Origin of the sequence: Wolbachia endosymbiont of Kerria lacca (genome assembly GCF_051602725.1) — a bacterium.
In the GTDB taxonomy this organism is placed as follows: domain Bacteria; phylum Pseudomonadota; class Alphaproteobacteria; order Rickettsiales; family Anaplasmataceae; genus Wolbachia.
Window position 1 is genome coordinate 1,267,943 of record NZ_CP192272.1, and the last position, 15,444, is coordinate 1,283,386.

At 33.9% G+C, this 15,444-nt stretch carries 19 protein-coding genes and 2 tRNA genes; 18 read left to right on the forward strand and 3 right to left on the reverse strand.

Features of this window, described 5'->3' with window-relative positions:
• A complete protein-coding gene (locus tag ACQ4M0_RS05920) occupies positions 1-342 on the forward strand; it encodes a F0F1 ATP synthase subunit epsilon (RefSeq protein WP_438456386.1) in 342 nt (113 codons plus the stop codon).
• Positions 343-471: 129 nt separating this feature from the next.
• On the opposite strand, the gene ACQ4M0_RS05925 is transcribed toward ACQ4M0_RS05920, so the two are convergent.
• Positions 472-3,420 (reverse strand): hypothetical protein, encoded by a 2,949-nt coding sequence (locus ACQ4M0_RS05925; RefSeq protein ID WP_438456387.1) that lies wholly within the window; start codon positions 3,418-3,420, stop codon positions 472-474.
• Between the two features lie 408 nt (positions 3,421-3,828).
• On the opposite strand from ACQ4M0_RS05925, the gene fsa reads away from it, so the two are divergent.
• Together fsa and ACQ4M0_RS05935 are read left to right on the forward strand one after the other, a co-directional pair.
• Complete coding sequence (fsa, locus tag ACQ4M0_RS05930) at positions 3,829-4,473, forward strand: fructose-6-phosphate aldolase (protein WP_438456388.1); 645 nt, start codon at positions 3,829-3,831, stop codon at positions 4,471-4,473.
• A 573-nt stretch (positions 4,474-5,046) separates the two neighbouring features.
• Positions 5,047-6,003: an IS5 family transposase gene (locus tag ACQ4M0_RS05935; RefSeq protein WP_213863789.1), complete on the forward strand. Its 957-nt coding sequence runs from the start codon at positions 5,047-5,049 to the stop codon at positions 6,001-6,003.
• A 342-nt stretch (positions 6,004-6,345) separates the two neighbouring features.
• Here ACQ4M0_RS05935 and ACQ4M0_RS05940 read toward each other — a convergent pair whose 3' ends face one another.
• Both ACQ4M0_RS05940 and ACQ4M0_RS05945 read right to left on the reverse strand, forming a co-directional pair.
• A complete protein-coding gene (locus ACQ4M0_RS05940; RefSeq protein WP_254229862.1) occupies positions 6,346-6,813 on the reverse strand; it encodes a hypothetical protein in 468 nt (155 codons plus the stop codon).
• 132 nt (positions 6,814-6,945) lie between these two features.
• Positions 6,946-7,662, reverse strand: coding sequence for an SDR family NAD(P)-dependent oxidoreductase (locus ACQ4M0_RS05945; RefSeq protein ID WP_007302529.1), 717 nt, complete (start codon positions 7,660-7,662; stop codon positions 6,946-6,948).
• Between the two features lie 202 nt (positions 7,663-7,864).
• Between ACQ4M0_RS05945 and carA the strand changes: the two genes are divergently transcribed.
• The 15 genes from carA (at position 7,865) to rpsQ (ending at position 15,435) form a co-directional block, all read left to right on the forward strand.
• A complete protein-coding gene (gene carA, locus ACQ4M0_RS05950) occupies positions 7,865-8,953 on the forward strand; it encodes a glutamine-hydrolyzing carbamoyl-phosphate synthase small subunit (RefSeq protein WP_438456389.1) in 1,089 nt (362 codons plus the stop codon).
• Positions 8,954-9,062: 109 nt separating this feature from the next.
• Positions 9,063-9,144 (forward strand) — tRNA-Tyr (locus ACQ4M0_RS05955).
• 4 nt (positions 9,145-9,148) lie between these two features.
• Positions 9,149-9,219: transfer RNA gene (locus ACQ4M0_RS05960), tRNA-Gly, on the forward strand.
• A gap of 78 nt (positions 9,220-9,297) precedes the next feature.
• Positions 9,298-10,470, forward strand: coding sequence for an elongation factor Tu (gene tuf / locus ACQ4M0_RS05965; protein ID WP_265024966.1), 1,173 nt, complete (start codon positions 9,298-9,300; stop codon positions 10,468-10,470).
• 14 nt (positions 10,471-10,484) lie between these two features.
• Positions 10,485-10,805, forward strand: a complete 321-nt coding sequence (gene rpsJ, locus ACQ4M0_RS05970) for a 30S ribosomal protein S10 (RefSeq protein ID WP_012482004.1) — start codon at positions 10,485-10,487, stop codon at positions 10,803-10,805.
• Between the two features lie 9 nt (positions 10,806-10,814).
• Positions 10,815-11,537 (forward strand): 50S ribosomal protein L3, encoded by a 723-nt coding sequence (rplC, locus tag ACQ4M0_RS05975; protein WP_438456390.1) that lies wholly within the window; start codon positions 10,815-10,817, stop codon positions 11,535-11,537.
• 2 nt (positions 11,538-11,539) lie between these two features.
• Positions 11,540-12,154 (forward strand): 50S ribosomal protein L4, encoded by a 615-nt coding sequence (gene rplD / locus ACQ4M0_RS05980; RefSeq protein ID WP_007302533.1) that lies wholly within the window; start codon positions 11,540-11,542, stop codon positions 12,152-12,154.
• Positions 12,151-12,438, forward strand: a complete 288-nt coding sequence (locus tag ACQ4M0_RS05985; protein WP_007302534.1) for a 50S ribosomal protein L23 — start codon at positions 12,151-12,153, stop codon at positions 12,436-12,438. The genes rplD and ACQ4M0_RS05985 overlap by 4 nt, the downstream gene beginning before the upstream one ends.
• Before the next feature lies 1 nt (position 12,439).
• Positions 12,440-13,264: a 50S ribosomal protein L2 gene (rplB, locus tag ACQ4M0_RS05990; protein WP_438456391.1), complete on the forward strand. Its 825-nt coding sequence runs from the start codon at positions 12,440-12,442 to the stop codon at positions 13,262-13,264.
• Between the two features lie 3 nt (positions 13,265-13,267).
• Positions 13,268-13,552: a 30S ribosomal protein S19 gene (gene rpsS / locus ACQ4M0_RS05995; protein ID WP_010404687.1), complete on the forward strand. Its 285-nt coding sequence runs from the start codon at positions 13,268-13,270 to the stop codon at positions 13,550-13,552.
• A 9-nt stretch (positions 13,553-13,561) separates the two neighbouring features.
• Positions 13,562-13,912 carry a 50S ribosomal protein L22 gene (gene rplV / locus ACQ4M0_RS06000; RefSeq protein ID WP_007302537.1) on the forward strand — a complete coding sequence of 117 codons (351 nt, stop codon included), beginning with the start codon at positions 13,562-13,564 and terminating at the stop codon, positions 13,910-13,912.
• A 39-nt stretch (positions 13,913-13,951) separates the two neighbouring features.
• Entirely contained in the window at positions 13,952-14,572 is a 621-nt protein-coding gene (gene rpsC / locus ACQ4M0_RS06005) for a 30S ribosomal protein S3 (RefSeq protein ID WP_019236921.1), read from the forward strand.
• 11 nt (positions 14,573-14,583) lie between these two features.
• The gene (gene rplP / locus ACQ4M0_RS06010) at positions 14,584-14,997 is read left to right on the forward strand and encodes a 50S ribosomal protein L16 (RefSeq protein WP_438456392.1); all 414 of its coding nucleotides are present in this window, start codon (positions 14,584-14,586) and stop codon (positions 14,995-14,997) included.
• Between the two features lie 11 nt (positions 14,998-15,008).
• Positions 15,009-15,212, forward strand: a complete 204-nt coding sequence (rpmC, locus tag ACQ4M0_RS06015; RefSeq protein ID WP_038198186.1) for a 50S ribosomal protein L29 — start codon at positions 15,009-15,011, stop codon at positions 15,210-15,212.
• Positions 15,205-15,435 (forward strand): 30S ribosomal protein S17, encoded by a 231-nt coding sequence (gene rpsQ, locus ACQ4M0_RS06020; RefSeq protein ID WP_010404696.1) that lies wholly within the window; start codon positions 15,205-15,207, stop codon positions 15,433-15,435. The genes rpmC and rpsQ overlap by 8 nt, the downstream gene beginning before the upstream one ends.
• Positions 15,436-15,444 lie beyond the last annotated feature (9 nt).

The following is a 15,444-nucleotide window of genomic DNA, read 5'->3' on the forward strand; positions in this document are numbered from 1 at the left end:
ATGAACACTTTTAAGGTGCAATTTTTTTCTCCTGATAATCGAATTTCATTCGATGAAGTGGTTTCGCTTTCAGTGAATGGGCTTGAAGGAGAGCTAGTGATTTTAGCTTACCATTCTCTTTACTTAATTTATTTATTGCCTGGTATAATTACTGCTCAAATGATTAACCAGACAAAGGAAAAAGTTGTAATTGATAATGGTATATTAGAGGTTGCAAATAATAATTGTAGCATTATAACGAATCAAATTCAGGTTTTTGATCATTTGACTCATGATGAGGAATCATTAAAAGATAAGAGAGTTGGTATATATTTAAGTTATCTTGATGTCAAATCTCTTTAGGGCTCTTTTTTGTTAAAGAAATAAGTCTACTCTTGTCATCTCAATGTTTGTCGTTCAAGTAGCTGACACACAACTCGGATGACAAGAGGGGCTACTTGAATAAAGAAGCCGCTGGTCTCATGTGCATCTTTAAACATTTTCACGCTGACTTTGGCTACACACCTTTGAGGGACTGCTGATGAAGTCTAGAAGTGAATTACAACAATCATCATCACTATAAAATGCACTATCAGAGCTTGAAGATCTAGATTTTCTTTCTGCATTATCAACTTCCCCTACAAGCTGATCAGATATTTTTGCACGATTGTTCAAAGGTTCCTGTTGAGAAATCTCTGTACTTAACATTTCTACTTGGTTATTTAGATGTTGCTCTTTACCGTTTAGCTCTTCTCTTTCTCCCGTTATTCTTTCAATTTCCATATCTTTAATCTTTTCTTTCAATATTTCAATCTCATTCTCATACTCTTCAAACTTTGGTTCTATAAATGAACGGTATTGATCCATTATTTCTTCTTCCATCTCCTGCCGTAACTGTTCTCTTTGCCTCTCAATTTGCTCATCTTTAGTCTCTAGCTCTCCCTCTGACGATTTAAAATCCCACTTTTCATCCCACTCTAGCTCACTTACCTCTTGTTCATCAGATTCTAAATGTGCGTTATGCTCACTTTGCAAATTTTGCATTTGAGGTTTTAAATTCGTTAAACGTTCATCCTGCCGTAACTGTTCTTCTTGACTCTTAATCTGCTTATTTTTAAGCTCTACCTCGTTCTTTAACTCTTCATATTTCCACTTTAGCTGATCTACCTCTTGTTTATAAGATTCCAGATTTGTGTTGTACTTATAATCTAAGCATTGAATTGTAGATTTTAAATTCTGTATATCTTTCCAATTTTCATCTAATATATCTCCTGCTTCCTCTTCCGCTTTTTTAAACTGTTTCAATTTATCTTCCAGTTTTTCATTTTTTGCATTAGCAATTGTTAACTTTTTCTCTAGATCTTTCTTTCCTTCATTTGCACTTTCAAGTTCTTGTATTTTCTCTTGCAGCTCTGTTGATATATTTTCTAGCTTCTCATCTTTTTGTGTTAGTCCAATTTGCAATTTTACGTTTTTTTGCTTTTCTTCTTCAAGTTTATTCTGTAAATCACTATTGCACTTCTCTAATTCTTCAATTTCTTGCTTAGCCTCCATGAGTTCCTGTTCTGATTTTTTTTGCTTTATTATGCAATTACTTAACAGCTGGTCTAATTCCTCTTGCAATTTTCTTACCTCACTTGTCAACTCTTCTTTTTCTGCATTAGCAACTTCCAGCCTCTTCTTTAGATCTTCTTTTTCTTCTTCATACACACTCTCAAGTTTTTGCGCTCTTTCTTCCAGCTCTGTTGACATATTTGCTAGCTTTTCATTTTTTTGTGTCAGTTCAGCTTGCAATTTTGCATTTTTTTGCTTTTCCTCTCCAAGTTCATTCTGTAAATCACTATTATGCTTTTCAAATTCTTGCTCAGCCTTGTCGAGCCTATATTTTAAATTCGTTAAGCGCTCATTCTCTTCGATCATTATACGTTCTGCTTGCTCGCTCTCTATCTGCAATGTATCTTCCAGTTTCTTATTTTTTACATTGGCAACTTCCAGCTTTTTCTTCAGGTCTTTCTTTTCTTCATATGCACCTTCAAGTTCTTGCGCTCTTTCTTGCAGCTCTGTTGACATATTTGCTAGTTTTTCATCTTTTTGTGTCAGTTCAGTTTGTAATTTTGCATTTTTTTGCTTTTCTTCTCCAAGTTTATTCTGTAAATCACTATTATGCTTTTTTAACTCTTCAAATTTTTGCTCAGCATCTTCGAGTCTACATTGTAAGTTGTTTCTCTGCTGATTTAACTCTCTAATTTCTTGCTTTTCTTCTCCAAGTTCATTCTGTAAGTCACTATTGTGCTTTTCTAACTCTTCAAGTTCTTGTTCAGCCTTGTCGAACCTATATCGTAATTCGTTCCTCTGCTCATTTAATTCTCTAATTTCTTGTTCAGCTTTTGTAAGCTTTTGATCTAGTTGTTGTGAGTTAACTTCTGTTTGCGCTGCAGCTTCTTGCAAATTAACTTCTGTCTGAGTTTCAGTTTCTTGAGAGCCAATTCCTGTTTGAGTCTTAACGTGTTGCACAGAGACCTCTGTTTGAGTTTCAGTGTGCTGTGAATTAACTTCTGTTTGAGTTGCAATTGCCTGAGTTGCAATCTGCTGTGGATTAACCTCTGATACATTGTTGCTAGTGAAAGAAAGAATAGGATTGCTTTTAGCATCATTTTCAAGATCTTTCATCTTTTCGTCTTGATTGATTACGATATGTTCGTTATTTTGCAGATTACTAACAGCCGGTGCAATGTTAGCATTTTTGTTCTTTTTCAATAATGCTTTTACAGCATCATGTAGAGAGAGGTCTTGAGTATATAATTCCTCATTTTGTCTTATTAATTCCCAAAACTCCTCAGGTGGCGATTCAAAATCTTTACCATTAAACTGTAGTACTTTAGTTATACCAGAATTACTTACATTCATAACCATAGTACAGGTAAAAGTTTTCCCATCCTTGTCCTGCACAGGCCAAGTGCTTGTCATTTCATAATATGCACCCTCTTTAAATTCATAATGTCTTTCCTTACCTTTTCGGTAAGCGTATATGTCATGCTTTTTATTGCAATAAATATTCAATGTGCTAATATCCCTTTCTTGCTGTAAGATATCACTAATTCTTATTGGCTCACTTCTATTGTAATTAATAAGATTAATGTTTAACACTTTATCAGAATTGTTAGTTTCTACATAAAAAGCTCGAAGGTCTATGTCTTTGTCTCTAAAATACTTACTTACAGCTTTTTTTGCCTGATTTGCTAATTCTATAAAGTTTTTTTTAAAGCTCTTGTTGAAAGATAGATCTATATATGCTTGCTTAAAATTTTCATCATTTGTCAAATCCATGAGCAAGTCATAAATCTCCCATTTGTCCTGATAGTATTCTTCTAAAACAGTAATGCTATTTTTTCTTTTCAGTTCTGCTAATATGTTTTTCAATGTCAGGAAATTTGTTGACATAGTATACCCCCTATTACTATTGTTTTGATAATATATTTACTTTGGGAGTGATTAACTCCTTTTGTATTAACCTTTTTAGTTGAATTTAATTGCGAGCGTTAAACTCGATCTTAGTCATTTTGTTTATTGTTCCCCACTATCTATTTGTGTTACTATACTAATAGTAGCACTAAGTTTTAGGCTATGCAAGAATTTCTATTGAACGTAAAGCTAGTAAACTTCAGAAATTTGGTATGCTAATTCTGTTGCAACTAATTCATGTTTATTACCAGAGGTATACTGTGTCTCAGTTCAATATTTTCTTTCCTAACAGACTTAGAATTGAGTTGAGTTAAAAATACGATTTTATTTAATACTTTTCAAAGATGACAATATTTTGTAAAAATAGGTTTTTAATAGGACAATAATATGGAAATTTTTCTTGATAGTGTTGATTTGAATGAAATTAAGGAGCTAAAAGAGTTCATTGATGGTATAACAACTAATCCTTCTTTAATAGCAAAATCTGGACATAAAGATAAGTACGAAGATTTAGTAAGCGAAATATGTTCTATTATAAAAGGACCTGTTAGTGTTGAAGTTGTTGCAGATAGCCATGAAGATATGGTTAAGGAAGGCCTTAAGTTAGCGAAAATCGCTAGTAATATCGTAGTAAAGTTACCTCTTACACATGAAGGATTAATTTCTTGTAAAAAGTTGTGGACAGAACATAAAATACCTGCTAACATTACATTATGTTTTTCTCCTGGACAAGCACTGTTTGCCGCTAAGGCCGGTGCTTGTTTTATTTCTCCCTTTGTTGGTCGCCTTGATGATATAAGCTATGATGGCTTATCGCTAATAGAAGATATATGCACTATATATTCTAATTATAATTTTAAGACAAAAGTTCTTGTTGCATCAGTAAGAAGTCCAGCACATGTAATAGAAGCTGCACGGATTGGTGCTCATTCAATTACTGTGCCAGCAAAAATACTTAGACAGTTAATTAATCATCCACTTACTGATCAAGGGCTCGCAATATTTGAAAAAGACTGGGGCGTAAAACAATAAATGACATTGCTAAAAAAGACATAAAAACACAGTAATTTATATAAAAAGGACATAGGTACCATCTGTCCTTTAAAGACATGTAGGTCAATGATATGCGTAATTCAGTGTTTTAAACATGATAGTCCTCCACTAATAAAAAAGATTGAGAAAAATGTATACAGCTACGACCGAAGTATAGCTAAAATATATTTTAACTGAAGATTATAGATTAATTGAATTGAAAAGTCTGCAGACGAAGATAGATTCCGAGCTCTAGAACACCTTCACTGTGCATGGTAACAAAACTATTAGAGTTTGTTAAGTAATTTTTTATCGTAATTTTACGAACGTGCCATGCCAGTAATTATATCTAGTTAAATTTGTAAAGTAATACAGTGTTTTCGATAGTTATAAAAAAGCTGGATTTCAGTACTGGAGTAACATTTTGGAAATTGGGATGAAAAGAGGGAAAGTACTGGTTTGAAATTAAGTTTTCTGGATGCCAGTGGGCTTTGTTGCACCACTCAAGGAAAGAACAGGCAGTTACTGATGGAATTTGTTATAAAATAGATATTTAGCCGACAAAGGAAAAATATGCCAATAAGAATGAAAGTCAGTAACTGCAATGAATATAACAAATTTCTTCAAGAAAGGGGAAATGTTTTTCATTATATCAACGATGCCATTGAAAATTGGTACGAAAATAGTCCAAAAGTAGCAGGTGGCAACAATGTCTACAGCGACAAAGTAGTGATTCTAATTCACATAATAACCTATCTATTCAGGATTGGTCTTAGGCAAACAGTGGGATTTATAGAGAAATATCTTGAGCAAATAGGGAAAATTTTGCAAATTATCAGCTATTCGCAGGCTTCAAGAAGGTTTAAAAAGCTTAATATCAAAATCAACGACTGCAGAGTTGATAAGAACGATATGGAAGATATTGAAATTGCTATAGATAGTACAGGTATCAGCATCTACAATAATATTCCAGGCCATAGTAAGGCAAATGGTACAGATAGAAAGTATCGCCGCTATGAGCAAACAAGAAAGCTACATGTAATGCTAGAGATAGGTAGTAAAAAAGTTATAGCTGCAAAATACAGTAGTGGAGTTTATTCCGACCACTATGGAGCCTGTGATCTTATTGAAAGAGTGGATACCAAGTATAACATAAGCACGATATATGCAGATAGGGCATATAATCGAAAGAAGTTATACAAACTGTGCGATGAGCTTGACATAAAGACAAGGATTCCTCCGCAAAATAATGCAGTAGAGCATCCAAAGTTGGATTATATGAATGAGAGAAATTCTACAATCAAGCTCATAAAGTCATATGATGAAGATGGTATGAAGAGGTGGAAAAAAGAGATAAATTATTGGAAGAGATCTTATATAGAAAGTTTTTTCTCGCGACTGAAGCAAATATTTGGATTTAGTTTTAGGAATAAATCTGAGATTAATCGTGAGAAGGAACTGCTACTCAAGTGTTATTTGCTTAACAAATTTACTGAAATAGGCATGGCTAAGTTTGATATAGCTTCATGAATTTATTATACATTACCCACTATCCGAAGAGCTGTGCAACAAAGCCATTCCAGTGCTGGAATGACAAGAGAGGAGCTCCAGGTACAGCTGTTACCTATAGAATGGCAGTACTAAAATGATAACAAACTGAATGACATATTTAATCTCTATACAGATGTACATCACGCACCGATTTCCATTCAAGGTAATGTCATTCCAGCATTAGAATCCAGTTAGATTTGCGAGTATAAAAGTAATACAACATTTTTGATGATGGAAGCCATTACTAGGATAACAAGAAAGGAAGTGCTGATTTCAGTGTTTATACGTTAGCCATGCATCTAAAAATTTATAAACAAAAGATTACACTTCACAACTTTGTGATGGAATAAGTTTTTCAATGCTGTTGACGCAAAACTCAGTTGTATTATTAGCTATTTCATCGAATTTATAATTTATATCCTTACCTATTTTTTCATCTTTAATATATTCATACAGAGCTAAAATAGCTATAGTTGAACATATTGCGATGAAACCAACTTTTGCTGTAATAAGTAATGATATCCCACCTGCAAGTATGGACACTGCTCCAATAGCTAGGTTTATAATTTTATTTTGTGTTGATTGATTCTCTTTATCCTCTAAAACGTTTGATATTGCTTTTGAGGCAATTTTTATTGCTATTGCTGTAGTTGAGATTATAACAAACATCATAGCTATTTTTGCTAAGAGAAAAATTGATGGTAGCATTATTACAAGAAACAGTGAAGCACCTCCTATAAATAACCATTTCTCATTTATTTTTTTAGACTGATCTGTATTATTAGGCATTGCAACCCTCCACTTTCATTAACAGTTTATTCATATAATATGAAACATGCGATAGTCAAGATGTTTTTGTGTGGAGAAGCTTGCGATTGAGTTTTGAAGAGCTTTAGCTTTACAAGATGGTAGATTTGGTGATTATCGTAAGATTCTTGCAGTCATTTTAGTGGGAAGAATTTGTAAAATATGAAAAAATAACCGCCAGAAAATTGGAAACGCTATAACTTTCTTTCCTTTAAATATACTTTTTAAAATATATGCTGCAGCTTTTTCTGGCTCCCATATGAAGGGAAGTGGTTTATTAGACTTAAACATATCTGTTTTTACTGGCCCTGGCATTATGGTGATAAACTTTGTGCTACTGTTAGAATATTGGATTTTTAGTGATTGAAAACAACTTTTTAGTGCTGCTTTGCTGGCACAGTATGCAGAAGCATGTGGTGTTGCATGCATAGCAACAAGAGAAGATATAACCGCAAAAGTTGCCAAGGAATTATGATGAATCCATTCTTCAATCCAGTTGATAACTCCAAAATAATTGGTTTCAAATGTTTTTCTATGAATGTTGGTATGAAACTTATCTTCTATTTCGCCACATCCTGCATTAAGAAAAAAGAGATTTGGTATAATATTTTGCTTTTTTAAAAAATCAGACGAGTTTTTAATATTTTCACTTTTGCTTACATCACATGTTATAGGTAAAAAATTACTACCTAATTCTTCTTTTAATTTTTCCAGTTTTTCAGTGCGCCTTGCAATGCCAACCACAAACCATCGATCTTTAATGAGCAACCGTGCTAGACTTTCTCCAATGCCAGATGATGCTCCTGTAATGAGACAAGTTTTTCTATCCATGTGAATTTATATAACATGAAGTATGAATGTAATGACTATTGCCTATTCACACAAGTTAAGTTTGCTATAATTTTCCTAAATAATAAAAAAAGAAAGCTACTTATAATTTTGAATTTTATATAAACTTAAAGGGAAATTTAGTATTTGCTTACTTGTAATTTAAAATTCTTATATAATATTTTAAATGAGTTGAGAGAATTAAATGCAGGATGCAGCTTTAGTTTTACAAGATGGCAAGTACTTTTTGGGAAAATCGGTAGGTAAAAGAGGCAAATGTATAGGTGAAGTTTGTTTTACCACTGGTATGACAGGTTATCAGCATACTATAACAGATCCTTCTTTTGCTGATCAAATAATAGCGTTCACTTTTCCTCATATTGGTAATGTTGGAATAAATCACAAAGATAATGAAGGAGAAAAAGTTTTTGCAAGTGGTGTGGTTATGCGTGAACTTTCTCCTATGTCTCACTCTTCTTCATATATTAGTTTAAATGATTGGTTGGAGAAAAATAATGTAGTTGGGATATCGGGAATTGATACTAGAGCTTTGACGAGATATTTGAGAAAACATGGATCTCAAAATGGAATGATATGTCCGTCAAGTGAGGTACATATATTAGATGAATTGAAGAAATACAAATCTGTAAATGGAATAGAAATAACTAAGAAAGTCAGTTTAAGTAATAACTTTCAAAGCGTTCTTAATGCAAAATATAGGGTTGTAATTGTTGATTTCGGTGTAAAAAATAGTATAATCTCACGCTTAGTAGAACTTGATTGTGCGGTTGAATTAGTCAAACCAGATACAGGTTTTGCTCACAAAATATTAAGCATGAATCCAGATGGTATAGTGCTTTCAAATGGCCCTGGTGATCCACAAGAGATAGGAGAGAGTGTAACTTCAGAAATAGAAATTATTGTGAAATCTAAAATACCAGTTTTTGGCATATGCCTGGGCCATCAATTACTTGCAGTTACTTTGGGAGCAAAGACTGTCAAGATGGATATTGGTCATCGAGGGAGTAATCATCCAGTTTATGATCTGGAGAGTAAAAAAGTTGAGATAACTAGCCAAAATCATGGTTTTGTTGTTGATTCAGCTTCTCTTCCAAGTAACGTTGAAGTTACTCAGATTTCTCTATTTGATAATAGTGTAGAGGGGATAATGATGAAGGATTACCCAGTCTTTTCTACTCAATACCATCCAGAAGAAGCGCCAGGTACACATGATTCACATTACTTATTTGGGCGTTTTATTGACAATATTTTGTTATATAAAAGTAAAATCTAACTGAAATCAGTTAGATTAGCTTTTATTACTTGATCTTTTGGATTTGGATGTTTAATATTAGGAATAATAAAACTTAAGTTAAGGTAGTGTTCTCTTAACAGATTTTTGTGGAGGAGTGACCGAGTGGTTAAAGGTAACAGACTGTAAATCTGTCCGCATTGCGTACGTAGGTTCGAATCCTACCTCCTCCATTGTGCGGGTATAGCTCAATGGTAGAGCTCTAGCCTTCCAAGCTAGTGACGTGGGTTCGATTCCCACTATCCGCTCTTTTTTTTGTTGTATTTATATAAAATCAACATATTATTTGTTGATGTATTTATATTTTAGGTAGAAGAGTTAAAATTATGACAGCGATAGTAGAAGCATTTGGAAAGCCGCATGTAAACGTGGGAACGATAGGACATGTGGATCATGGGAAGACAACGTTAACAGCGGCGATAACAAAGCATTATGGTAATTTTGTAGCATATGATCAAATAGATAAAGCGCCAGAAGAAAGAAAGAGAGGTATAACAATAGCAACAGCGCATGTTGAATATCAAACAGAAAAGAGACACTATGCACACGTTGATTGCCCTGGACATGCTGATTATGTAAAGAATATGATAGTAGGTGCAGCACAGATGGATGCAGCGATATTGGTAGTGTCAGGGGTTGATGGGCCGATGCCACAAACGAGAGAGCATATATTGCTGGCAAAACAGGTGGGTGTTGGATATATCGTGGTATATATAAATAAAGCTGATGTTGCTGATGCTGATATGATAGATTTGGTAGAGATGGAAGTGAGAGAGTTGCTGAGTAAGTATGGATTTCCAGGTGATGAAGTGCCTATGATAGTTGGGTCTGCGTTAAAAGCATTAGAGGATGATAGTAGTGAGTATGGAAAGAAATCAATAGATAAATTGATGGAGAAGTTAGATGAGTATGTGGCAGTACCTCCAAGGCCTATAGATTTGCCGTTTTTGTTGCCAATAGAAGATGTATTTTCAATATCGGGCCGAGGTACGGTAGTAACAGGAAGAATAGAGAAGGGGGAGATAAAGGCAGGAGATGAGATAGAGATAATAGGTCTGAAAGCGACGCAAAAGACGATATGTACTGGTGTTGAGATGTTTAAGAAGTTGCTAGATAAGGGAAGTGCAGGACTCAATGTAGGAATACTACTAAGAGGAACAAAGAGAGAAGAAGTGGAGAGAGGGCAAGTATTGGCAAAACCAGGGACAATAACCCCGCATAAGAAATTTAATGCGGAGGTGTATATATTGAAGAAAGAAGAAGGAGGAAGGCATACACCATTTTTTGGAAATTATCAGCCACAGTTTTATTTAAGGACAACGGATGTAACTGGGAGCATAAAATTGCTAGATGGAAAGGAGATGGTAATGCCAGGGGACAATGTAAGTATAGAAGTGGAGTTGCAAGTACCAATAGCAATGGATAAAGGATTACGTTTTGCGATAAGAGAAGGTGGTAGAACTGTTGGTTCTGGCGTTGTTTCGGAAATTTTAGAATGAGTATAATAACTAAGATGAAGCAAGATATATATATTAGAATCAAAGCTTTCGATTGTTCTTTGTTGGAAAAGTGTATTCGCGAGTTTATTGATCAATTAAAGCAGTTTAATGCAGATTTATCTGGTCCGATTGCGTTGCCAAGAAAAGATTCTAAATTTACTGTTAATAGGTCTCCTCATGTTGATAAAAAATCTCGTGAGCAATTTGAAATGAGAATTTCTAAGCGGTTAATTATTGTACATAATCCTACTTCTACTATGATGAAGATGCTTGCAGATTTATCTTTTTCTGCTGGTGTAGAAGTGGATTTAAAGGTTAAGGAAGTCAATATTTAGGAAAAGGAAATGAAGAGAATAAATTCGCTTAGGAGAATTGGTTTGTTAATGACCAATGTTGGCCATACTGCTATGTATTTTGATAATAGTCGCATGGCTGTAACCTTATTGCATCTCAGCGAAACTTATATTATCGATATAAAAGGACAAGATAAATGTGGCTACAATTCAGTCATTTTAGGCACAGGGGATTTAAAAAAAATAGCAAAACCTCAGTTGGAATATTTAAAGAAAAAGGGTATAAATAGTAAATGTAAATTATACGAAAGTAGATTAACTGATCTATTCGGAATAGAATGTGGTAAAAAGGTGGGGGTTAATCATTTTGTAGTTGGTCAATATCTTGACATTACGGGTTATTCTTTAGGCAAAGGGTTTGCTGGTGTGATGAAGCGGCATAACTTCAGTGGGCTTAGGGCATCTCATGGCGTTTCTATTGCTCATAGATCACAAGGTTCTACTGGTCAATGTCAAGATCCTGGTAGAGTATTCAAGGGGAAGAAAATGGCTGGTCATTTAGGTAATAGCAGAGTGACTGTACAGAATATGAAAATATTATCCATTGATTATGAAAATAGCATAATTGCTGTAAAGGGTAATAATGTTCCTGGGTTTAAAAGCTCTTATGTTTTTGTGAGAGATGCAGTTAAAAAGCCTTTACATAAAGATGTTCCTTTTCCAGTAGGTCTGCTGTTGAATATGAGTGATGATGCTAATAATTTGGTGAGTTAGTTATGGAATGTGAATTAGTTGATCTATCTAATAATAATGTAGGTAGTGTTGAGCTTAATCCCTTGATATTTTCTGCCAAGCAAAAATTGAGTATTTTGCATGATATAGTGAGATGGCAATTAGCAAAGAGAAGAGTTGGTGCTCATAAAACAAAGGGTATCAGTGATGTTTCTGGTACAACAGCTAAGCCGTATGGTCAAAAACGTACCGGTAGGGCGAGACAGGGGAGCTTGCGATCTCCTCAGTTTAGAGGTGGTGGAATTATTTTTGGTCCTGTTGTGAGGAGTCATGCTTATTCTCTTAATAAAAAAGTACGTAAATTTGGTTTGAAAATTGCTTTATCTCTAAAATATTTAAATAATCAAGTTGTTGTTCTTGATAGTTTAAATGTTGATGTGAAGAAAACATCTAAAATGTGTGAATATATTAAAAATTTTAAATTTTCTTCTTTTTTAATAGTTGGTGATTATGGAGATGATTTGTTACGTGCTGCTAAAAATTTGCATTATGTAGATTTAATCAAACCTATTGGGTTAAATGTTTTTGATATATTGAATCATGAATGCGTGATGTTAACAAAAGACACTTTAAAGCATCTTGAAGGTAGATTGTTATGATTAAATATAATAATATAATAAAATCTCCTGTAATCACAGAAAAGGCTTCTCTTTTAAGAGAGAAGTTTAATAAATACTCTTTGTATGTTTTTGTAAATGTAAATAAGCGTCAAATAAAATCGGCAATAGAGTCTTTATTTAATGTCAGAATTTCTTCTATAAATGTTATTAGAGTTAAACCTAAATATAGACGTTTCAGGGGTGTGGTTGGTTGTAAAAAACAGAGAAAAAAGGTTTATTTTTCTTTGATGGATGGTCAAAAATTAGATATAATGAGCGTTTAATATGGGTATGAAATTTTTTAATCCTGTTACTCCGTCTTCTCGTGGGACTATATTAATAAGTAAAATTGGTTTATCAAAAGATAAGCCGGAGAAGTCTCTTGTATTTGGCAAGAAATCCAGTGGTGGAAGAAATAATCATGGTAGAATTACAACTCGTCACAGGGGTGGTGGTCACAAGAAGAAGTATAGAGTTATAGATTTTAAACGTAATAGAAGTGATCAGGGTATAGTTGAGAAAATAGAGTATGATCCAAATAGAAGTGGGTTTTTAGCATTAATATCATATAAGGAAGATGATATTAAATCTTATATATTAGCTCCTCAAGGTATGAAGCCTGGTGATGTTGTGACAGCTGGAGATGATGCTGATATTTTGCCAGGGAATTGTTTACTACTCAAGCATATACCTGTTGGTTCTTTCGTTCATAATGTTGAGCTGAAGCCAGGTAATGGTGCTGCGATTGCTAGAGCTGCTGGTTGTTATGCACAAATCGTTGGTCGTGATGGCCAATATGTTTTATTACGACTCAGGTCTGGTCAAATTAGGTTGATTTTATCTTCTTGCAAGGCTACTATTGGTGTAGTATCTAACCCTGACCATAAGAATAGAAAGTTGGGTAAAGCTGGGAGAAGTAGGTGGCTTGGGATTAGACCTGGTGTACGTGGAGTTGCAATGAATCCGGTTGACCATCCTCATGGAGGTGGAGAGGGAAAAACTTCTGGCGGTCGTCATCCTGTTACTCCTTGGGGTGTTGCAACAAAAGGAAAAAAAACTAGGAAAAAAAATAAATCTAGTGATAAGTATATAAAAAAATTGAAAGGTTAATTTATGAGTAGATCTGTATGGAAACCACCTTTTTTACACCCATCTGTACTAAGATTAGTTCAGAGAGCTTTAAAAGAGGGTTCTATTAATAAGGTGATAAAAATTCATTCCAGGGCTTCTGTAATTCTTCCTAATTGTTTGGGTTTAAAATTTGCTGTTTATAATGGTAAAGATTACATTCCTGTTAGTGTTGATAATCAGAATATGATAGGTCATAAATTCGGTGAATTTTCACCTACTCGTAAATTTACTGGGCATGGTGGTGATAAAAAGGCAACAAGAAGGTAGGCAATTGATATGAAAAATAGGGATATAATAGTTGAGGCTGGTTCTAAGGTTTTAAGATCAACTCCTCGCAAATTAAATTTGGTTGCTGATTTAGTGCGTAATAAAAAAGTTTCTTTTGCTAATGTACAATTAAGATTTTGTGAAAAAAAGGCTGCCGGTTTTATAATGAAGGTGTTGAATTCTGCAATTGCTAATGCTCAAAATAATTATGGATTGAACGTTGATAATTTATATATAAAGGAAATTTTAATAGGTAAGTCACTTACTTTGCGTAGAGTATATCCAAAAGCTATGGGTAGGGCTAATAGAATGAGCAAATTTTATAGTAATATAACTATAAAATTGAAAGAAATTGTATGATTTATAGAAATGGAAAATTAATAAGGAAAGTGTAAAAATATGGGACAGAAGGTTAATCCTAAAGTATTTAGATTGCAAATAAATAGTAATACCTGGGATTCTGTTTGGTGTGCTACGGACGATTATAAACAGAAATTGCATCAAGATCTATTTATTCGCAGTTATATAAATGAATCCTTTAAGCATGCTGGTATTTCTAAAGTAACTGTAGAGCGTACAGTTACTTTAGTGTCTGTAATAATACATTCTTCTAAGCCTGGAGTTATAATAGGTAAGAAAGGTTTGGATGTTGAGAAGATAAAGCAAAAAATAGCTAAAAAAGTAGAAAGTAGTGTCGAAGTGAATGTAGTAGGAGTTAAAAAGTCTGAAATAGATGCAGTTTTAATATCAAGGAATATTACACATCAGCTAGAAAAAAGGATTTCATGTAGAAGAGCGATGAAAAAAGCTATTCAAAATTGTTTGAAGATGGGTGCTGAGGGTATTAAAGTAAGTTGCTCTGGGCGTCTTGGCGGAGCTGAAATAGCTCGTACTGAATGGTACAAAGAAGGTCGTTTGCCTTTACACACTTTGCGTGCTAATATAGATTATGCTTTTTGTGAAGCGAAGACTATATGTGGTATTATAGGAGTTAAAGTTTGGGTTTATGTTGGTAGTTAAGGTATATTGAGATGTTTGTTCCCAAAAAGAGTAAATATAAAAAGGTATTTAAGGGGAGAGTAAAGGGTAATGCTAAGGGTGGTAGCACGCTGTCTTTTGGAGATTATGGATTAAAAGCTATGGAAGTAGGTAAGGTTCAGTCCAAGCATATTGAAACTGCAAGGCGCGTAATATCTAGAACGTTAAAACGCTCTGGTAAAGTATGGATAAGAATTTTTCCTGATACTCCGGTTAGTAAAAAGCCAGCAGATGTACGTATGGGTAAAGGGAAAGGTGGTGTTGAATTTTGGGTATTTAAAGCTAAGCCCGGTAGGATTTTGTTTGAAATTAGTAGTGATGTTCCCATGCATTTAGCAAGATTGGCGCTTGAAAAAGCGACTGCTAAGCTTCCTATGAAGTGTAAATTTATATCTAATCATAATTGAATGGAGTTGCAATGGATATAGTTAAATTTGAATCAGAATCTTCACAAGGATTACATGAACTTCTTGTGAGTTTGAGGAAAGAATTTGTTAATTTGGCTTTTCAAAAAAAGCTGGGCCAGTGCAACAATTTTTCGCGTTTTAGCTTAATAAGAAAGAGCATAGCTCGTAGTCTAACTGTATTAAATAGAAGAAAGAGAGAGGGAAAAAATGCCTAAGAAGGTTTTTTGTGGTGTCGTAACTAATGCTGAGTCTGATAAGACTGTAAAGGTTTCGGTGTTACAAGTGTATAAGGATAGGCTGTATAAAAAAGTTATTAAAAAATACAAGAAGTATACAGCACATGATGAGAATAATAGTTGCAAAAAGGGAGATAGGGTTTTAATACAGGAACATAAGCCTATTTCTGTTACTAAAAAATGGGTTGTTATCAATAGCTAAAAAGGAATA